At 65.8% G+C, this 19,598-nt stretch carries 20 protein-coding genes; 11 read left to right on the top strand and 9 right to left on the bottom strand.

The genetic code is table 11. The annotated features are described in order from the left end of the window. Positions 1-23: 23 nt before the first annotated feature. Genes AC07PF_RS16220 through AC07PF_RS16210 form a run of 3 tightly spaced genes read right to left on the bottom strand, consistent with a single transcriptional unit; the run spans position 24 to position 3,686 of the window. Complete coding sequence (locus AC07PF_RS16220) at positions 24-1,358, bottom strand: homoserine dehydrogenase (RefSeq protein ID WP_007849047.1); 1,335 nt, start codon at positions 1,356-1,358, stop codon at positions 24-26. An 11-nt stretch (positions 1,359-1,369) separates the two neighbouring features. After that, positions 1,370-2,413 (bottom strand): DUF1176 domain-containing protein, encoded by a 1,044-nt coding sequence (locus AC07PF_RS16215; protein ID WP_494612564.1) that lies wholly within the window; start codon positions 2,411-2,413, stop codon positions 1,370-1,372. A gap of 37 nt (positions 2,414-2,450) precedes the next feature. Then, the gene (locus tag AC07PF_RS16210) at positions 2,451-3,686 is read right to left on the bottom strand and encodes a pyridoxal phosphate-dependent aminotransferase (protein WP_494612563.1); all 1,236 of its coding nucleotides are present in this window, start codon (positions 3,684-3,686) and stop codon (positions 2,451-2,453) included. Positions 3,687-3,829: 143 nt separating this feature from the next. On the opposite strand from AC07PF_RS16210, the gene AC07PF_RS16205 reads away from it, so the two are divergent. The 3 genes from AC07PF_RS16205 to AC07PF_RS16195 all read left to right on the top strand — a co-directional run bounded on the left by AC07PF_RS16205 (position 3,830) and on the right by AC07PF_RS16195 (position 6,850). Continuing rightward, complete coding sequence (locus AC07PF_RS16205) at positions 3,830-4,207, top strand: Mth938-like domain-containing protein (protein WP_007849042.1); 378 nt, start codon at positions 3,830-3,832, stop codon at positions 4,205-4,207. A gap of 189 nt (positions 4,208-4,396) precedes the next feature. Next, on the top strand, positions 4,397-4,882 hold the full coding sequence (locus tag AC07PF_RS16200) for a peroxiredoxin (RefSeq protein ID WP_007849039.1): 486 nt from the start codon (positions 4,397-4,399) through the stop codon (positions 4,880-4,882). 183 nt (positions 4,883-5,065) lie between these two features. Then, positions 5,066-6,850, top strand: a complete 1,785-nt coding sequence (locus AC07PF_RS16195; RefSeq protein WP_494612562.1) for a PhoH family protein — start codon at positions 5,066-5,068, stop codon at positions 6,848-6,850. A 96-nt stretch (positions 6,851-6,946) separates the two neighbouring features. Here AC07PF_RS16195 and dnaB read toward each other — a convergent pair whose 3' ends face one another. From dnaB to rpsF, 5 genes are all read right to left on the bottom strand, one after another. Beyond that, a complete protein-coding gene (gene dnaB / locus AC07PF_RS16190; protein ID WP_007850064.1) occupies positions 6,947-8,380 on the bottom strand; it encodes a replicative DNA helicase in 1,434 nt (477 codons plus the stop codon). Between the two features lie 190 nt (positions 8,381-8,570). Then, the gene (gene rplI, locus AC07PF_RS16185; protein WP_007850065.1) at positions 8,571-9,023 is read right to left on the bottom strand and encodes a 50S ribosomal protein L9; all 453 of its coding nucleotides are present in this window, start codon (positions 9,021-9,023) and stop codon (positions 8,571-8,573) included. 12 nt (positions 9,024-9,035) lie between these two features. Then, the gene (rpsR, locus tag AC07PF_RS16180) at positions 9,036-9,317 is read right to left on the bottom strand and encodes a 30S ribosomal protein S18 (RefSeq protein WP_005795932.1); all 282 of its coding nucleotides are present in this window, start codon (positions 9,315-9,317) and stop codon (positions 9,036-9,038) included. 17 nt (positions 9,318-9,334) lie between these two features. Continuing rightward, the gene (gene priB, locus AC07PF_RS16175) at positions 9,335-9,625 is read right to left on the bottom strand and encodes a primosomal replication protein N (RefSeq protein WP_035202281.1); all 291 of its coding nucleotides are present in this window, start codon (positions 9,623-9,625) and stop codon (positions 9,335-9,337) included. Between the two features lie 21 nt (positions 9,626-9,646). Then, entirely contained in the window at positions 9,647-10,024 is a 378-nt protein-coding gene (gene rpsF / locus AC07PF_RS16170; protein ID WP_494612561.1) for a 30S ribosomal protein S6, read from the bottom strand. A 228-nt stretch (positions 10,025-10,252) separates the two neighbouring features. On the opposite strand from rpsF, the gene grpE reads away from it, so the two are divergent. The 8 genes from grpE to leuB all read left to right on the top strand — a co-directional run bounded on the left by grpE (position 10,253) and on the right by leuB (position 18,745). Continuing rightward, a complete protein-coding gene (gene grpE / locus AC07PF_RS16165) occupies positions 10,253-10,801 on the top strand; it encodes a nucleotide exchange factor GrpE (protein ID WP_494612560.1) in 549 nt (182 codons plus the stop codon). Between the two features lie 91 nt (positions 10,802-10,892). Next, a complete protein-coding gene (dnaK, locus tag AC07PF_RS16160; RefSeq protein ID WP_007850078.1) occupies positions 10,893-12,848 on the top strand; it encodes a molecular chaperone DnaK in 1,956 nt (651 codons plus the stop codon). An 89-nt stretch (positions 12,849-12,937) separates the two neighbouring features. Continuing rightward, entirely contained in the window at positions 12,938-14,083 is a 1,146-nt protein-coding gene (gene dnaJ, locus AC07PF_RS16155; RefSeq protein ID WP_007850081.1) for a molecular chaperone DnaJ, read from the top strand. Positions 14,084-14,272: 189 nt separating this feature from the next. Further along, on the top strand, positions 14,273-15,265 hold the full coding sequence (locus AC07PF_RS16150; protein ID WP_494604638.1) for a LysR family transcriptional regulator: 993 nt from the start codon (positions 14,273-14,275) through the stop codon (positions 15,263-15,265). A gap of 31 nt (positions 15,266-15,296) precedes the next feature. Further along, on the top strand, positions 15,297-16,718 hold the full coding sequence (leuC, locus tag AC07PF_RS16145) for a 3-isopropylmalate dehydratase large subunit (RefSeq protein WP_494612559.1): 1,422 nt from the start codon (positions 15,297-15,299) through the stop codon (positions 16,716-16,718). A gap of 68 nt (positions 16,719-16,786) precedes the next feature. Continuing rightward, positions 16,787-16,915 (top strand): entericidin A/B family lipoprotein, encoded by a 129-nt coding sequence (locus AC07PF_RS16140; protein ID WP_007850089.1) that lies wholly within the window; start codon positions 16,787-16,789, stop codon positions 16,913-16,915. An 11-nt stretch (positions 16,916-16,926) separates the two neighbouring features. Next, positions 16,927-17,577, top strand: a complete 651-nt coding sequence (gene leuD / locus AC07PF_RS16135) for a 3-isopropylmalate dehydratase small subunit (RefSeq protein ID WP_007850100.1) — start codon at positions 16,927-16,929, stop codon at positions 17,575-17,577. 94 nt (positions 17,578-17,671) lie between these two features. Beyond that, positions 17,672-18,745 (top strand): 3-isopropylmalate dehydrogenase, encoded by a 1,074-nt coding sequence (leuB, locus tag AC07PF_RS16130; protein ID WP_007850103.1) that lies wholly within the window; start codon positions 17,672-17,674, stop codon positions 18,743-18,745. Positions 18,746-18,835: 90 nt separating this feature from the next. Here the strand turns inward: leuB and AC07PF_RS16125 are convergent, their stop codons facing one another. After that, positions 18,836-19,510, bottom strand: a complete 675-nt coding sequence (locus tag AC07PF_RS16125) for a dihydrodipicolinate reductase (protein WP_494612558.1) — start codon at positions 19,508-19,510, stop codon at positions 18,836-18,838. Between the last annotated feature and the right edge of the window lie 88 nt (positions 19,511-19,598).

Raw genomic sequence — 19,598 nt, 5'->3', positions numbered from 1 at the left:
TCAGGGCGCGGGTGCCGGCTGCGTCAGTTGAGCTCTTCCTTGCGGATGCGCGTGATCGGGGCCAGCACGGTGGGCAGGGCCTGCATCTGGGCCAGCACGGCGTCCATGGTGCCTTCGCGCGTCTCGTGCGTGAGGATGATGAGGTCCGTTTGCGTGGAACCTTCTCCGCCGACTTCGTCGGCTTCGCGCTGCAGCATGGCGTCGATGCTGATGCCGGCCTCGGCCAGCAGGCCCGTGACCTTGGCCAGCACGCCGGCCTGGTCGGCCACGCGCAGGCGCAGGTAGTAGCTGGTGACCACTTCGCTCATGGGCAGCAGGGGCAGCGTGCCCATGGCATCGGTCAAGGTGTTGGCCTGGAAGGCCAGATGCGGCACGCGGTGCTCGGGGTCGGCCGTGTGCAAGCGGGCGATGTCCACCAGGTCGGCGATCACGGCGCTGGCGGTGGGCTCGCTGCCCGCACCCTTGCCGTAGTACAGCGTGGTGCCCACGGCGTCGCCCTGCACCACTACGGCGTTCATGGCGCCCTCGACGTTGGCGATCAGGCGCTTGGAAGGCACCAGGCTCGGGTGCACGCGCAGCTCGATGCCCTTGTCCGCACGCTTGGTGATACCCAGGAGCTTGATGCGGTAGCCCAGCTGCTCGGCGTACTTGATGTCGGCCGCGCCGAGCTTGGTGATGCCCTCGACATAGGCCTTGTCGAACTGCACCGGGATGCCGAAGGCAATCGCGCTCATCAGCGTGACCTTGTGGGCGGCGTCCACGCCTTCGATGTCGAAGGTGGGATCGGCCTCGGCATAGCCCAGGCGCTGCGCTTCCTTGAGCACCACGTCGAAATCCAGGCCCTTGCTGCGCATCTCGGACAGGATGAAGTTGGTGGTGCCGTTGATGATGCCGGCGATCCACTGGATGCGGTTGGCCGTGAGGCCTTCGCGCAGGGCCTTGATGATGGGGATGCCACCGGCCACGGCGGCCTCGAAGGCCACCATCACGCCCTTGGCCGATGCGGCCGCGAAGATCTCGGTGCCGTGCACGGCCAGCAGCGCCTTGTTGGCGGTGACCACGTGCTTGCCGGCGGCAATGGCCTCGAGCACCAGCGCACGCGCGATGCCGTAGCCGCCGATGAGCTCAATGACGATGTCGATGTCGGGGTTGGCGATGATGGCGCGCGCGTCGTTGACCACCTGGATGCCTGCACCCACGGCAGCCCGTGCGCGCTCCACGTCCAGGTCGGCCACCATGGTGATCTCGATGCCGCGGCCCGCGCGGCGGCGGATTTCTTCCTGGTTGCGCTGCAGTACGTTGAACACGCCGCTGCCGACGGTGCCGATGCCCAGCAGGCCTACTTGGATGGGTTTCATGGTCATAAAAATCAGGGTTTCTTGGAAACAGGGTTGGTGGGCAGGACCACCTTGGAGATTCGGACAGGCAGTTGCCAGGCGCCGCCGGCGAAGCCGCGGCACATGCTGTCGCCGGATTCGCCGGTCAGCACGAAGCCTTTGCCGTCGAAATGCCATTCCACGAGGGACCAGCAGTCACCGATGCCGCGTCCCTTCATGGAGGAGCGGATCGAGCCATCTGCCGCATCGAATTCGCCTTCGGCGTCGAGTTGCTGCGGCTGGTAGGGCGGGCGGTCGTTGGCCAGCCAGTTCAGTCCACCGAAATTGTAGGCGCCCATGGCACAGGGGATGGACAGCAGGACCTTGCGGTCGGTAAGGCGATGCACCTGCACGTCGGCGGGCTTGGGGGGATCGCCATTGCAGCGCTCGCCCACCTCCTTGGCGTCGATGGCGGCCAGCAGCGGCTTGGCCAGCGCGGCATCGCCCTTGCGTTCGGGCAATGCGCGCACGGCATGGACCACCGGCGCCGGCACGGCGGCCAGCACCGAGGACTCGGCCTGGGTGCCGCGCCTCACCAGGGCGCCCGGCGTGCCGACGCGGCCCTGGGCCTCGTCCATCTTGAGCAGCACGGCGGAGGCACCGGAGAGCGATAGCACCCACCGGTCCTTGCCCGCGGTGACGATGGCCTCCTCGTTCTTCTGCAGCGCCTGCAGCAGTGCCGCCACCTGGCCGGCGGGGATGCGCGGGATGTCGCCCGTGAGGCCGGGCAGCGAAAGCTTGCCCACCTGGAGGTTCAGCGCTGCCGGCGTGGCCTGCTCGGTCGAGACCTGCAGGTCCACCAGCACTGGCGTGCCGGGCCCGGCCTCGCGGGTCAGGCGGATGGAGACGGGTTCGGAATCACCGGCGTCGGCCTGGTAGCCCACGGCCCGGCAGGCTCGGGTGTTATCGCACTGCAGGCCCCAGTCCTTGTGCCTGAAGCCCACGGGATTCCTGTCGGCGGCCTGCAGCGGCACCAGCACCAACGCAGTCAGGCCGGCGAGCAGTGCCAGGGCTCGGGCAGCAAGGCGGTTGCGCATGGGGCAGGTCTCCTGTCGGTCAGCGGGCCGGGCCGCTTCAGGCAGCCGCGGTCTGCTGGCGCTTGCGGTACTGCTCCAGGAACCGGGCCACGCGGCCGATGGCGTCGCGCAGGTCGTCCTCGTGGGGCAGGAACACGATGCGGAAATGGTCGGGCGCCGCCCAGTTGAAGCCGGTGCCCTGCACCAGCATGACCTTGGTCTCCTGCAGCAGCTCCAGGAAGAACTGCTGGTCGTCCTGGATCGGGTAGATGGCCGGGTCCAGACGCGGGAACATGTACAGCGCGGCGCGCGGCCTCACGCAGGTGACGCCCGGGATGGCGGTGATCAATTCGTAGGCCAGATCGCGCTGCTTGCGCAGGCGGCCGCCCTCGCACACCAGTTCGTTGATGCTCTGGTGGCCGCCCAGCGCGGTCTGGATGGCCCACTGCCCCGGCACGTTGGCGCACAGGCGCATGTTGGAGAGCATGTTCAGGCCCTCGATGTAGTCGCGCGCCGGCTTCTTGTCGCCCGAGACCACCAGCCAGCCCGCCCGGTAACCGCAGGAGCGGTAGCTCTTGGACAGCGAGTTGAAGGTCAGGGTGAGCACGTCCTCGCTGAGCGAGCCGATGGCGGTGTGCGTGGCGCCGTCGTACAGCACCTTGTCGTAGACCTCGTCGGCGAAGATCACCAGGCCATGCTCGCGCGCGATGGCGACGATACCCTTGAGCAAATCGTCCGAGTACAGCGCGCCCGTGGGGTTGTTCGGGTTGATGACCACGATGCCCTTGGTGCGCGGCGTGATCTTGGCGCGGATGTCGGCCAGGTCGGGCATCCAGCCGTTGGCCTCTTCACACAGGTAGTGCACGGGCGTGCCGCCCGAGAGGCTGGCCGCCGCCGTCCACAGCGGGTAATCGGGCGAGGGCAGCAGCAGTTCGTCACCGTCGTCCAGCAGGGCGTTGGTGGCCATCACGATCAGCTCGCTGGCGCCGTTGCCCAGGTAGATGTCATCGAGGACCACGCCTTTGATGCCCTGCTTTTGCGTCTCGTGCATCACGGCCTTGCGGGCCGCGAAGATGCCCTTGCTGTCCGAATAGCCGGCCGAATTGGGCAGGTTGCGGATCATGTCCTGCTGGATCTCTTCGGGCGCGTCGAAGCCGAACACCGCCAGGTTGCCGATGTTGAGCTTGATGATCTTGTGGCCGTCCTCCTCCATCTTCTTGGCCGCGTCCATGATCGGGCCCCGGATGTCGTAGCAGACGTTGGCAAGCTTGGCGGATTTCTGGACGGTTTTCATGCGCTGGAGGGTGCGGTGGAGAAAAAGTGCGGTTCGCACCAGGGTCAGCCAACGGGGCCGGCCAATGGGCGAAACCTATAATTTGACCACAGATCACCAGCGAGGCGGGCCCCCGGGCCCGCGCCGCGCACCCGACGCACACCATGAAATTCCAGCCGGACAAAGCCAACGTACAAACCGTCACGGGCTATGGCCCAGGCTGGATCGGGGTGGATGGCGAAAAGATCACCCACAGCGTGATCGTCGGCTCGAACGGGCTGCGCCAGGCCTGGCCCTGCGCGCGCTACGAAGACCTCACGGCCGAGCATTTTGCCGAGCTCGCGAAACTCGATACCGAGCTGGTCATCTTTGGCAGCGGCCAGCGCAACCGGTTCCCACCACCGGCATGGCTGCAGCCGCTGATGGCGCGCCGCCTGGGCCTGGAGACCATGGACACTGCCGCCGCCTGCCGCACTTACAACATCCTGGCAGGCGAAGGCCGCAACGTGGTGGTGGCCCTGCTGCTGGAGGCAGCGCCCTGAAAACAGGGGCACAGGACATCGCCAGGTACCGAACAGGTTCCAGCCTGTGTACTTTGGTTACAGAATGCGATTCGCGAAAGAGTCCGTTTCAGGGTAAAATCTCCGGTTGCGGTCAGGGGCCTTCCAAAAGCAATAACACCCCCACTCCCCTGGCTTATCAACGACTACATCCTGAGAGATTGAAGTGATATGGCGATCGTTGTCAACAAACCCCTCCCTGAATTTGAAGCCAACGCGACTGGTGGACTGAAGGTCTCCAACACCTCCCACCTTGGCCAAATTCTGGTTCTGTACTTCTATCCCAAGGACAACACCCCGGGCTGCACGACGGAGGCCATGCAGTTCCGTGACAAGTACAAGGATTTCGTGAAGGCCGGCGCAGCCGTGTTCGGCGTGTCGCGCGACAACATGAAGTCGCACGACGACTTCAAGGAAAAGCTGGAACTGCCGTTCGAGCTGATCGCCGACACCGAAGAGAAGATGTGCCACATGTTCGGCGTGGTCAAGAACAAGATCATGTACGGCAAGAAGGTCAAGGGCATCGAGCGCAGCACCTTCCTGATCGGCCCCGACGGCCTCCTGGTGCAGGAATGGCGTGGCCTGAAGGTCCCCGGCCACGTGGACGAAGTGCTCAAGGCCGTCAAGGGCATCAAGGCCCTGAAAAAAGCCGCGTGAAGCCGGGCTGCGGGCCGGCCCGCAGCAGCCCCGCCCGCCGGGCGCCGATGTGCCACCGGGAATGGGCATAATGGGGCCAATGCTTCCGGATTCCGCAACGACCGCCCTCCCCGACAAAGCCGCCTTGGCCTCCAGGCGGCTTTTTGCTTTCTGATCCCACCACAGACCAAGGCCCCGCACACCATGCCCCTCCCCCCCGCCCCCAGCCGCCGCGCCGCCCTGCTCTCCCCCGACGCCTATGACGTGGTGGCCCGCCCCGGCCGCGCCGCCGCGGCGCAGCCTGTGGACACGGAAACCCCGGCCACCCCCGCGCCGCGCACCACCGCACGCAAGGCCTCCGGCCGCGCCGCGCTGCAGGCCGTGCCAGCGCCGACGGCTGCCGCACCCGCCATGGCACCGGCAGCGCCCAGCACGGCACGCAGCCGGGCCGAGCCTGCGGCGGCTCCAGCCGTCGCACCCGCCACGGCACGCGGCACGACCAAAAAGAGCAGCCGCACGGTCGCCACCGCCACGCCGGCCGCGCCAGCGCCGGCCAGCCGCGCCAACGGCAGCGCCGCCAAGCGCGCACGCCCGAGCGGCCCGTCCAAGCTGTTCGTGCTGGACACCAATGTGCTGCTGCACGACCCGACCAGCCTGTTCCGCTTCGAAGAGCACGACATCTTCCTGCCCATGATCGTGCTGGAGGAGCTCGACGGCCACAAGAAGGGCATGACCGAAGTGGCCCGCAACGGCCGCCAGACCAGCCGCACCCTGGACGCCCTGGCCGGCGTGCACGGCGCCGACATCGCCCACGGCCTCAAGCTCGACTCCACGGGCCAGCGCGCCGCGGGCGGCCACCTGTTCTTCCAGACCGCACCGCTGGACTACAGCCTGCCCACCAGTCTGCCCCCGGGCAAGGCGGACAACCAGATCCTGGGCGTGGTGGAGGCGCTGCGCAAGCTGCACGCACCGCGCGAGGTGGTGCTGGTGTCCAAGGACATCAACATGCGCGTCAAGGCGCGCGCCCTGGGCCTGAATGCCGAGGACTACCAGAACGACAAGACGCTGGAAGACGGCGACCTGCTGTACTCGGGCGTGCTGGCCCTGCCGCCGGACTTCTGGGTCAAGAGCGGCAAGAACGTGGAAAGCTGGCAGAGCGGAGTGCACACTTACTACCGCATCGGCGGCCCCATCGTGCCGCAACTGATGATCAACCAGTTCGCGTACTTCGAGGCCCCCGGCGAGCCCAGCCTGTTCGCACGCGTGAGCGAGATCCGCGAAAAGACGGCCGTGCTGCAGACCCTCAAGGACTATGGCTCGGCCAAGCATGCGGTGTGGGGCGTGACCACGCGCAACCGCGAGCAAAACTACGCCATGAACCTGCTCATGGACCCCGAGATCGACTTCGTGACGCTGACCGGCACGGCCGGCACCGGCAAGACCCTGCTGGCCCTGGCCGCCGGCCTGACCCAGGTGCTGGACGACCGCCGCTACACCGAGATCATCATGACCCGGGCCACAGTGAGCGTGGGCGAGGACATCGGCTTCCTGCCCGGCACCGAAGAAGAGAAGATGGGCCCCTGGATGGGCGCGCTGGACGACAACCTGGAGTTCCTGGCCAAGGGCGACGGCGGCAATGCCGGCGAGTGGGGGCGCGCCGCCACCAACGAGCTGATCCGCAGCCGCATCAAGATCAAGAGCATGAACTTCATGCGCGGGCGCACCTTCCTGAACAAGTACGTGATCATCGACGAGGCGCAGAACCTGACGCCCAAGCAGATGAAGACGCTGATCACCCGCGCAGGCCCGGGCACCAAGATCATCTGCATGGGCAACCTGGCGCAGATCGACACGCCTTACCTGACCGAAGGCTCCTCGGGCCTGACCTATGCGGTGGACCGCTTCAAGGGCTGGCCGCACAGCGGCCACATCACCCTGGCGCGGGGTGAGCGCTCACGCCTGGCGGACTTTGCCAGCGAAGTGCTCTGAGAACGCGCCTGCAAGGCAGGCGCCACAGCCCGAACCAAACAAAAGGCCCCTGCCATCGGCAGGGGCCTTTTTCATGGCCACATGGATGCGCAGCACTCAATAGTCATCACCACCGCTGCCCATGGCGAGGTTTTCAAAGCGGGTCTGGTTCTTCTGAAAGAACAGCTTCACGGTGCCGGTGGGACCGTTACGCTGCTTGCCGATGATGACCTCGGCCACATTGGGCTCCTTGCTGTCCTTGTTGTAGTAGTCGTCGCGGTAGATGAACATGATGATGTCCGCGTCCTGCTCGATGGCGCCCGATTCGCGCAGGTCGGACATCATGGGACGCTTGTCGGTGCGCTGCTCCACCGAGCGGTTGAGCTGCGACAGCGCGATCACCGGGCACTGCAGCTCCTTGGCCAGCATCTTCAGGCCCCGGGAGATTTCGCCCAGCTCGGTGGCCCGGTTGTCGGCGCTGCCGGCGCCCGAGCCGCTCATGAGCTGCAGGTAGTCGACCACGATCAGGCCGAGCTTGCCGCACTGGCGCGCCAGGCGGCGCGCGTTGGCGCGCAGCTCACCAGGCGTCAGGCCCGGGGTTTCATCGATGTGCAGCGACACGGTGCGCAGCCGCTCGATGGCCTCGGTCAGGCGCGGCCATTCGTCGTCGGTGAGCTTGCCGGTGCGCAGGTTGCCCTGGTTCACGCGGCCGATGGAGCCCACGATACGCACGGCCAGCTGGGCGGCACCCATTTCCATCGAGAAGATGGCGACCGGCAGGCCTTCGTTGAGCGCCACGTGCTCGGCGATGTTCACGGCAAACGAGGTCTTGCCCATGGAGGGGCGCGCCGCCAGCACCACCATGTCGCCGGCCTGCAGGCCCGAGGTCATTCGGTCCAGGTCGGCGAAGCCGGTGGGCACGCCGGTCACGTCCACCGGGTTGTCGGCCATCTCCTGCACCTTGTCGAGCAGGTCGATCACCAGGTTGTCGAGCGACTGGAAGCCCTGCTTGGTACGCGAGCCCTCCTCCCCGATGGCGAAGATCTTGGCTTCGGCTTCGTCCAGGATGCGCTCCACGGTCTTGCCCTGGGGGTTGAAGGCGTTGGTGGAGATCTCGTCACTGGCCGTGACCAGCTTGCGCAGGATGGCGCGCTCACGCACGATTTCCGCATAGCGGCGGATGTTGCTCGCACTCGGAACGTACTGCGCCAGGTTGTTCAGGTAGGCCAGCCCACCCATCTCCTGGGCCTTGCCCTGGTTCTTCAGGTGCTCGAACACGGTGATCACGTCGGCCGGCTTGCTGCCGTTGATCAGCGCGCCGATGGCCGAGTAAATCATCTGGTGCTCGTGCCGGTAGAAATGGCTTTCCACCAGCAGATCGCCCACGCGGTCCCAGGCATTGTTGTCCAGCAGCAGGCCGCCGAGCACGCTGGACTCGGCCTCGATGGAGTGCGGCGGCGTGCGCAGCTTGGCGATCTCCTGGTCCTCACCGGAGCCGGAAGGCGGCACGAAACCCTGTTCGTCGAGCGGGGGAAAGACAGCAGCGGACATGGAATTTCTCCGGACAGGGACCTGATGGTGCACACCCCCTCACCAGCAATACCTGGCATCCGGGGATAAGCCTTGGGGCAATCTGTGGATTACCGGTGGGCAATCCTGTACAAATGGCGGAGTCGCAAAGACAAAAGCCGCCCGAGGGCGGCTTTCGCGGCAAGTCACGCAGATTACTACGTGCGGGCGATCAGGCGGTTTCGCCGTAGACCGACACGGTGACGTCCACCACCACGTCGGTGTGCAGGGCCACGCTGACAGTGGTTTCGCTGACGACCTTGATCGGGCCGTTGGGCAGGCGAACCTGGGCCTTGGCGACCTTGTAGCCTTGCTTGTTCAGTTCTTCGGCGATGTCCTGGTTGGTCACGGAACCAAACAGACGGCCGTCCACGCCAGCCTTTTGCGTCAGCTTGACCGTGGTGCCGGCCAGCTTTTCGCCTTCAGCCTGGGCTTGTGCCAGCTTGGCGGCAGCAGCCTTTTCCAGTTCGGCGCGCTTGGCTTCGAACTCGGCTTTGGCCGATTCGGTGGCGCGGCGTGCGCGGCCCGAAGGGATCAGGAAGTTGCGTGCGTAGCCGTCCTTGACCTTGACGATTTCGCCCAGGTTGCCGAGGTTCACAACCTTGTCGAGCAGAATGATTTGCATGGGTTGTGCTCCTTAGATCTTGTGCTGGTCGCTGTAAGGCACCAGGGCCAGGAAGCGAGCGCGCTTGATGGCGGTGTTCAGCTGGCGCTGGAAGATGGCGCGCGTGCCGGTCAGGCGCGCGGGGATGATCTTGCCGTTTTCGGCGATGAAATCGCGCAGCGTGTCGACATCCTTGTAGTCGATTTCTTCAACACCGGTCACCGTGAAGCGGCAAAAGCGCTTGCGCTTGAACAGCAGGGACTGGGTATTGCGCTTTGGGCGCTTGTCTTTGTTGAACTTCTTGAACGTGGCCATTGCGGACCCCTTGAAAATTAATTTTGTTGAATATCCTGGATGTGGAGCACAGCGTTCCTGCCATTGCGCGGCGTGGCGAGAAAGCCGCTGAAAGTCCATCGACTCCCAATCTGCTGCCTCGCAAGCCGCTCAGCCATCGCACCGAATGCGACCGCCTTCATGGCTGCCTTGACATCCCGCGGCTCGCCTGCCTCGTTTTGCCTGGACTCGTGCTCGAGCCGAAGGGCAATGGCGGGCAAGCCGGCGGGGGTGTAACGCAGGGCCTCAGCCTCGGCGATACAGGCCGTCAAGACGACGCGGTTCTCCACTCCCGAAAGGGCGGTGGACGATCAGCGCTCGCCGGCAGCGGCGTATTCCGCCTGGCTGGCCTTGCGGGCTTCTTCGCGCTCGACGGTCTTCATCATCGAAGATGGGCCCGTGTCGGCCTTCTTCTTCTGAACCGTCAGGTGGCGCAGCACGGCGTCGTTGAACTTGAAGGCGTGCTCCAGTTCAGCCATCACGGTCTGGTCGGCTTCGATGTTCACGCACAGGTAGTGGGCCTTGGCCAGCTTGTTGATCAGGTACGCCAGTTGACGGCGGCCCCAGTCTTCCACGCGGTGCACCTTGCCACCGCCAGCGGTGATCATGCCCTTGTAGCGCTCCAGCATGGCTGGAACTTGTTCGCTTTGATCCGGGTGGATCAACAAAATGATTTCGTAATGACGCATGCAGACTCCTTTTGGGTGAAACCACCCGCTGCGTCTAGAAGCGGTGTGGCAAGGGCAAAGCCGTAGATTATAGCCCGCATCTTTCACCTTGTACACTCACCCCTGCTCCAAGACGGCCCATCCGCTCGGCCCGACGCCGCCAATGCCCCCGGCATTGCGCAATAACTTGAAATACCACACACACGCCCAACCTTGTGCGCGTACTGTTTTATTTACGAAGACCCTGACATGTCCGACAACAGCCAGCCAATCACCTCCCAAGACGCCTCCCCCGAAGAAATTGAAGCCGCGATGGCCGCCAATGCCTCTGACGAGCTGTCGCGCCTGCAAGGCGAGCTGGCCGAGCTCAAGGCCAAGAGCGCCGAGCTGGCCGACCAGTTCCTGCGCGCCAAGGCCGAGGCCGAGAACGCCCGCCGCCGCGCCGAGGACGAAGTCACCAAGGCCCGCAAGTTCGGCATCGAGAGCTTTGCCGAGAGCCTGCTGCCTGTGGCCGACAGCCTGGATGCCGCCCTGGGCATCAAGGAAGCCACGCCCCAGCAGCTGCGCGAAGGCGCCGACGCCACCCTGCGCCAGCTGACTTCGGCGCTGGAGCGCAACAAGGTGCTGGCCATCAACCCGCCTGCCGGCGAGAAGTTCGACCCCCACCAGCACCAGGCCATCAGCGTGGCGCCTGCCGAGCAGGAACCCAACACCGTGGTGGCCGTGCTGCAAAAGGGCTACAAGATCGCCGACCGCGTGCTGCGCCCGGCGCTGGTGACCGTCACCGCCCCGAAATAAATAAATTTGGTGGATAACGGCTTGAAGCCGGCCAAGTTATCCACAAGTTACCAGTTATCCAAATCACTCAAACATCGCGGAGAAGAACATCATGGGAAGAATCATCGGTATTGACCTGGGCACCACGAACAGCTGCGTTTCCATCATGGAGGGCAACACGACCCGCGTGATCGAAAACAGCGAAGGCGCCCGCACCACGCCTTCCATCGTGGCCTACCAGGAAGACGGCGAGATCCTCGTCGGCGCCTCGGCCAAGCGCCAGGCCGTGACCAACCCGCGCAACACGCTGTACGCCGTGAAGCGCCTGATCGGCCGCAAGTTCACCGAGAAGGAAGTCCAAAAGGACATCGACCTGATGCCCTACAAGATCGTGGCCGCCGACAACGGCGACGCCTGGATCGAAGTGCGCGGCAACAAGCTGTCGGCACAGCAGGTGTCCGCCGACATCCTGCGCAAGATGAAGAAGACGGCCGAGGACTACCTGGGCGAGCCCGTGACGGAAGCCGTCATCACCGTGCCCGCCTACTTCAACGACGCCCAGCGCCAGGCCACCAAGGACGCCGGCCGCATCGCCGGCCTGGATGTCAAGCGCATCATCAACGAACCCACCGCCGCAGCCCTGGCCTTCGGCCTGGACAAGCAGGAAAAGGGCGACCGCAAGATCGCCGTGTATGACCTGGGCGGCGGCACGTTCGACGTGTCCATCATCGAGATCGCCGACGTCGACGGCGAAAAGCAGTTCGAAGTGCTGTCGACCAACGGCGACACCTTCCTGGGCGGCGAAGACTTCGACCAGCGCATCATCGACTACATCATCAGCGAGTTCAAGAAGGAACAGGGCGTGGACCTGTCCAAGGACGTGCTGGCCCTGCAGCGCCTGAAGGAAGCCGCCGAGAAGTCCAAGATCGAGCTGTCCAACTCGGCCGCGACCGACATCAATCTGCCTTACATCACGGCAGACGCCTCCGGCCCCAAGCACCTGAACATCAAGCTGACCCGCGCCAAGCTGGAAGCCCTGGTGGAAGAGCTGATCGAGCGCACCATCGCCCCCTGCCGCACGGCCATCAAGGACGCCGGCGTGTCGGTGTCGGACATCCATGACGTGATCCTGGTGGGCGGCATGACCCGCATGCCCAAGGTGCAGGAGAAGGTCAAGGAATTCTTCGGCAAGGAACCGCGCAAGGACGTGAACCCTGACGAAGCCGTGGCCGTGGGTGCCGCCATCCAGGGCCAGGTGCTCTCGGGCGACCGCAAGGACGTGCTGCTGCTGGACGTGACCCCCCTGTCCCTGGGCATCGAGACCCTGGGCGGCGTCATGACCAAGATGATCACCAAGAACACCACGATCCCCACGAAGTTCGCACAGACCTTCTCGACCGCCGACGACAACCAGCCGGCCGTGACGATCAAGGTGTTCCAGGGCGAGCGCGAGATGGCCTCGGGCAACAAGCTCCTGGGCGAGTTCAACCTGGAAGGCATTCCACCGGCATCGCGCGGCACGCCGCAGATCGAGGTGTCGTTCGACATCGACGCCAACGGCATCCTGCACGTGGGCGCCAAGGACAAGGGCACGGGCAAGGAAAACAAGATCACCATCAAGGCCAGCTCCGGCCTGTCGGAAGAAGAAATCCAGAAGATGGTGAAGGACGCCGAGCTGAATGCGGCCGACGACAAGAAGAAGCTGGAGCTGATCCAGGCGCGCAACCAGGGCGAAGCCGCCGTGCACAGCGTGAACAAGAGCCTGGCCGAGCATGGCGACAAGCTCGACGCCGCCGAGAAGGAAGCCATCACCTCGGCTGCAAAGGCCCTGGAAGACGTGCTCAAGGGCGAGGACAAGGCCGCCATCGAGGAAAAGACGACGGCCCTGATGGCCGCCAGCCAGAAGCTGGGCGAGAAGATGTACGCCGACGCGCAAGCCGCGCAGGCGGCAGCCGGCGCCGGTGCGGGTGACGCATCGGGTGGCCAGCAGGCATCATCCTCCTCCAGCAGCAAGCCCGACGACGACAACGTGGTCGATGCCGAGGTGAAGGAAGTCAAGAAGGGCTGAACACGCCCCGTTTGACCCGAGCCGCCGCGCGAGTTTCCTGACAAGGGGGCTTGCGCGGCGTTCCTGTTCCAACCGGGCTCAGAAAGACCATGTCCAAACGCGACTTTTACGAAATCCTGGGCGTTCCCAAGAACGCCTCGGATGAAGAGATCAAGAAGGCCTATCGCAAGCTGGCGATGAAGCACCACCCCGATCGCAACCAGGGTGATGCCTCCAAGCCTGCCGAAGAGAAGTTCAAGGAGGCCAAGGAGGCCTACGAGATGCTCTCCGACCCGCAAAAGCGGGCCGCCTACGACCAGTACGGCCATGCCGGGGTGGACCCCAACATGCGCGGCCCCGGTGGCGCGGGGGCGGAAGGCTTCGGCGGCTTTGCCGAGGCATTCGGCGACATCTTCGGCGACATGTTCGGCCAGCAGGGCGGGCGCGGGCGTGGCGCCGGCGGCCGCCAGGTGTACCGTGGCAGCGACCTGAGCTACGCCATGGAGATCACCCTGGAGGAAGCCGCCCGCGGCAAAGATGCGCAGATCCGCATCCCCTCGTGGGAGAGCTGCGACACCTGCCACGGCAGCGGAGCCAAGCCCGGCACCAGCGCCAAGACCTGTGCCACCTGCACGGGCACCGGCACGGTGCAGATGCGCCAGGGCTTCTTCAGCGTGCAGCAGACCTGCCCGCATTGCCGCGGCACGGGCAAGATCATTCCCGAGCCCTGCACCACCTGCCACGGCCAGGGCAAGCTCAAGAAGCAAAAGACGCTGGAAGTGAAGATTCCCTCGGGCATCGACGACGGCATGCGCATCCGCAGCACCGGCAACGGCGAGCCGGGTACCAACGGCGGCCCGCCGGGCGACCTGTACATCGAGATCCGCCTGAAGAAGCACGACATCTTCGAGCGCGATGGCGACGACCTGCACTGCCAGGTGCCCGTGAGCTTCATCACGGCCGCACTGGGCGGCGAGATCGAGGTGCCGACGCTGGCAGGCAAGGCGGCCATCGACATCCCCGAAGGCACCCAGGCCGGCAAGCAGTTCCGCCTGCGCGGCAAGGGCATCAAGGGCGTGCGCGCCAGCTACCCCGGCGACCTGTACTGCCACATCGCGGTCGAGACCCCGGTCAAGCTCACCGAGCACCAGCGCAAGCTGCTGCGCGAGCTGGAAGACTCGCTGAAAAAGGGCGGCGCGCGCCACTCACCCAGCGGCGAGAGCTGGACGGACCGGCTGAAGAATTTCTTCAGCTGAGCCCCGGCACTGTCCCACCACCGCACGGCGCCGCCAGGCCCGTGCGGTTTTTTCATGCCCGCGCGCGCCGAGAAGGCCGCATGCGCGATGGACGACATCGCGGTTCGCGATGGCGGCTGCTTCATTTTTACAGGAAAATACCCAAACGCCTTCTCCAAACGAGAAGCACAGAACACCCCCAGAGACCCGATGAAAAGCTCCGAGCGCAGTTTTGCGCGCCGCATTGACCTCACTTCGCTGCAGCTGTTCGTGGCGGTGTGCGAGCTCGGCAGCATCGGCCGCGCGGCGGAGCGCGAATTCATCGCGGCCTCGGCCGTCAGCAAGCGCCTGTCGGACCTGGAAACCGCCGTGGACACGGCCCTCCTCTACCGCCACAGCCGCGGCGTGACGCTCACGCCGGCCGGCGAGAGCCTGCTGCACCATGCGCGCACGGTGCTCTTCGGCCTGGAGCGCATGCAGGGCGAGCTTAGCGAATACGCCGACGGCGTGCGCGGCCACGTGCGCATGCATGCCAACATCTCGGCCATCTTCCAGTTCCTGCCGGAGGACCTGGGCGCCTTTGCGCGCGAGCACAGCCAGATCAAGATCGACCTGCAGGAGCACCTGAGCAGCGACGTACTCAACGCCGTGCACGAGGGCGCGGCCGACCTGGGCATCTGCAACGTCGGCATGGCCACGGGCACCGGCGGCAACGAACTGCAAAGCCGCCCCTACCGCGCCGACCACCTGGTGCTCGTGGTGCCCGAGGCACATGCGCTGGCACAGCACAGCGCCATCGGCTTCGAAGAGGTGCTGGACTGGGACATCGTTGGCCTGCACGCCAACAGCAGCATCAGCCTGGCCATGCGGGCCGCAGCGGCCGCCGCCGGGCGCCCGCTGCGCCAGCGCATCCAGGTCACGGGGCTCGACGCCATGTGCCGCATGATCGACAACGGCCTCGGCGTGGGCCTGCTGCCCGACCGCGCCTTCGAACTCATGCGCGGCGTGGGCCACCTGCGCGCCATACCGCTGGCCGAGGCCTGGGCCCACCGCGAGCTGCGCGTGGTGGCGCGCGATTTCGACGCCCTGCCCGTGACCGCACGGCTGCTGGTGGAGCACCTGGCACCGCTGCAGCCGGCGGCGGCACCCGCGCACGCATCCCTGCCCGCCGCCACCCCCGCCCTGCAGGGCGGGCCCCACTAAAATCACATTACCCACCTGAAAGAGACGCACCATGGGACGCACCCTGTACGACAAGATCTGGGACGAGCACGTCGTCCATACCGAAGAGGACGGCACCTCCATCCTCTACATCGACCGGCACCTGGTGCACGAAGTCACCAGCCCCCAGGCCTTCGAAGGCCTGCGCGAGGCCGGCCGCAAGGTGTGGCGCACCAGCTCGATCGTCGCCACCGCCGACCACAACACGCCCACCACAGGCTGGGAAGCGGGCTATGACGGCATCACCGACCCGATCAGCAAGGAGCAGATCACCACGCTGAACGACAACATGGCGCAGATCCACCCTGCGGCCTTCTTCCCGTTCATGCACAAGCGCCAGGGCATCGTCCACGTGATCGGGCCCGAGAACGGCGCCACCCTGCCCGGCATGACGGTGGTCTGCGGCGACAGCCACACCAGCACGCACGGCGCCTTCGGCGCGCTGGCGCACGGCATCGGCACCTCCGAAGTCGAGCACGTGATGGCCACCCAGACCCTGCTGGCCAAGAAGGCCAAGAACATGCTGGTGCAGGTGGACGGCCAGTTGGCCAAGGGCGTCACCGCCAAGGACGTCGTGCTGGCCATCATCGGCAAGATCGGCACGGCCGGCGGCACGGGCTACACCATCGAGTTCGCAGGCTCGGTCATCCGCGGCCTGTCCATGGAAGGCCGCATGACCGTGTGCAACATGGCCATCGAAGGCGGCGCACGCGCCGGCCTGGTGGCCGTGGACGACAAGACCATCGAGTACGTGCGTGGCCGCCCCCTGTCGCCCACGGGCGTGGAATGGGACCAGGCCGCCGCCTACTGGAAGACGCTGCACTCCGACGCCGATGCGCATTTCGATGCCGTGGTGAAGCTCGACGCAGCCGACATCCTGCCGCAGGTCACCTGGGGCACCTCGCCCGAGATGGTGCTGGGCATCGACGCCCGCGTGCCCGATCCGGACAAGGAAAAGGACGCCAACAAGCGCGGCGCCATCGAGCGCGCGCTGACCTACATGGGCCTCACGCCCGGCAAGCCGATCAACGACATCACCATCGACAAGGTGTTCATCGGTTCGTGCACCAACAGCCGCATCGAGGACATGCGCGAGGCCGCCGCCGTGGTCAAGAACCTGGGCCGCATGGTGGCCAGCAATGTGAAGCTGGCCATGGTGGTGCCCGGCTCGGGTCTGGTCAAGGAACAGGCCGAGCGCGAAGGCCTGCACGAGATCTTCAAGGCCGCGGGCTTCGAGTGGCGCGAGCCCGGCTGCTCCATGTGCCTGGCCATGAACGCCGACCGCCTGGAGCCGGGCGAGCGCTGCGCCAGTACCAGCAACCGCAACTTCGAAGGCCGCCAGGGCGCTGGCGGCCGCACCCACCTGGTGAGCCCCGCCATGGCCGCAGCCGCTGCCGTGCACGGCCACTTCGTGGACATCCGCCAGTTCTCCTGAACCCTTTCACCCCTCCATTGATCCAACGCCCGTTGGCCTTTCCACCCACCGACCGAAGGAGTCCCGTCATGAAAAAGACCGCCACTTTCATCGCCCTTTCGCTGGCTTTCCTGCTGGCCGGCTGCAACACCGTCAAGGGCGTGGGCCAGGACGTCCAGCGGGCCGGCGGCGCCCTTGAGCGCGCCGCCAACAAGTAAGGCAACCCACCATGCAGAAATTCACCGTGCACAAGGGCCTCGTGGCCCCGATGGACCGCGAGAACGTCGACACCGACGCCATCATCCCCAAGCAGTTCCTCAAGTCGATCAAGAAGACCGGTTTTGGCGTGAACCTGTTCGACGAATGGCGCTACCTGGACCATGGCGAGCCCGGCCAGGACCCCGCCAGCCGCAAGCCCAACCCCGACTTCGTGCTCAACCAACCGCGCTACCAGGGTGCCAGCGTGCTCATCGCACGCAAGAACTTCGGCTGCGGATCGAGCCGCGAGCACGCCCCCTGGGCGCTGGACCAGTTCGGCTTTCGCACCGTGATCGCACCGAGCTTCGCCGACATCTTCTTCAACAACTGCTTCAAGAACGGCCTCCTGCCCATCGTGCTGCCCGAAGCCACCGTGGCCCAGCTGTTCGATGAAGTGGCGGCCTTCCCCGGCTACCAGCTCACCGTCGACCTGGAGCGCCAGGTCGTCGTGCGCCCGCAGGGCGAGGAGATCCCGTTCGAGGTGCAGGCGTTTCGCAAGTACTGCCTGCTCAACGGCTTCGACGACATCGGCCTGACCCTGCGCCAGTCCGACAAGATCCGCGCCTTCGAAGCCCAGCGCCTGGCCACCAAGCCCTGGCTGGCGCACAGCATGGTCTCCTGACCCCAGGCCACCACACCCGGTTCATCACTTGTGGCCGACGCTGCCTGGCAGGCCTGCCAGGTCACGCGGCCATTCCTTTACAAAGAAGTCGTTCATGAAAATCGCAGTTCTGCCGGGAGACGGCATCGGCACCGAAATCGTTGCGGAGGCCGTCAAGGTCCTCGAAGTGCTGGACCTGAAGTTCGAGATGGAGTCGGCCCTGGTCGGCGGCGCCGCCTACGAGGCGCACGGCCACCCCCTGCCCGAGGCCACGCTCAAGCTGGCCAAGGATGCCGATGCCGTGCTGTTCGGCGCCGTGGGCGACTGGAAGTACGACAAGCTCGACCGCCCCCTGCGCCCCGAGCAGGCCATCCTGGGCCTGCGCAAGAACCTGGGCCTGTTCGCCAACTTCCGCCCCGCGATTTGCTACGAGCAGCTGGTGGGGGCTTCGAGCCTCAAGCCCGAGCTGATCTCCGGCCTGGACATCCTCATCATCCGCGAGCTCACGGGCGACATCTACTTCGGCCAGCCGCGCGGCCGCCGCATCGCCACCGATGGCCACTTCCCCGGCGCCGAAGAGGCTTTCGACACCATGCGCTACAGCCGCCCCGAGGTCGAGCGCATCGCGCACGTGGCCTTCCAGGCCGCACGCAAGCGCAGCAAGCGCGTGACCAGCGTGGACAAGGCCAACGTGCTCGAGACCTTCCAGTTCTGGAAGGACATCGTGACCGAAGTCGGCAAGGAATACCCCGACGTGGAACTCGACCACATGTACGTGGACAACGCCGCCATGCAGCTGGTGCGCGCGCCCAAGAAGTTCGACGTGGTGGTCACCGGCAACATGTTCGGCGACATCCTCTCGGACGAGGCGTCCATGCTCACCGGCTCGATCGGCATGCTGCCCTCGGCCTCGCTGAACAGCAGCAACCAGGGCCTGTACGAGCCCAGCCACGGCAGCGCGCCCGACATCGCCGGCAAGGGCGTGGCCAACCCGCTGGCCACCATCCTCTCGGCGGCGATGATGCTGCGCTTCTCGCTGAACCAGGAAGCCTCTGCCCAGCGCATCGAAGCGGCCGTGCAGAAAGTGCTGGCCCAGGGCCTGCGCACGCCCGACATCTGGAGCGAAGGCACGACCAAGGTCGGCACGGCCCAGATGGGCGATGCCGTGGTAAAGGCGCTGGCCGCCTGACCCCTGCCCCAAGCCCGATGCGGGCTCCGAAAAAAAAGCGCCGGCGACCCCGGCGCTTTTTTTGACCCCGGCCCCGGGGTCTGCGGGCGCCTACAGCCAGCCGCTGTGCACGAACTCCATGACGGAATAGATCCGGTTGTCCAGGGGGTGGGCGCGCACGGCGGCAACGATACGCGCCACGCCGTCGGCATAGGGCGCATCGCCATAGACGCGGGTTTCCAGCGTCAGGCTGCACAGCCCATCCCCGATGTCGATCCGGTGGTAGGCATGGCGCCCCAGATGCTCCTTGGGAATGTGCAGGTCACGGGACTGGACCTCGGCGGAACGCACGGACCGGATGTCGCCCGCCGCCAGGCCCAGTGCATGCGCCATGCCGACCGCCGTGCCGGGAACGGAAGTTTTCTGTGCCTGGTGGGACTCGGCGAGCGCGATGCGGTGCCCATGGAACAGATGCCCGCTGCGTTCCAGCATGCCCATGAACTTGAGCATCAGGATGTTGGTGTTGGGGCACACGACCACCGGAAAGCCGTGGCTGCCCTGCTCCAGCACCGACCCGGTGGCCAGCTCCACCAGGGGGCTGCCCGATGCCTCGCAAAATGCCGCGACGGCGGCAAGCTCCCTCCCGGAGCCGGCATGGACCACGATGGATGGCGCCGTGCCAGGCGCCACCGGCCAGCGCACGACCGCGCACCCCTCTCCCGCATCCAACGAGTCCACGAGTTCCCGGGCCAGCTGGCCCGAACCGACAATGATCACCTGCTGCATTGCTGCCTTTGCTTGAGAAAAAATTCTTCCGGGTGGCACGCCTCTTGCCGACCAGGGGACGCCGGGCCATTTCGTGATGGACGGTTCA

Source organism: Acidovorax sp. GW821-FHT10A04, assembly GCF_059415825.1.
Note: the sequence above shows the minus strand (reverse complement) of the source record. Positions and strands in the feature narration are given on the sequence as shown.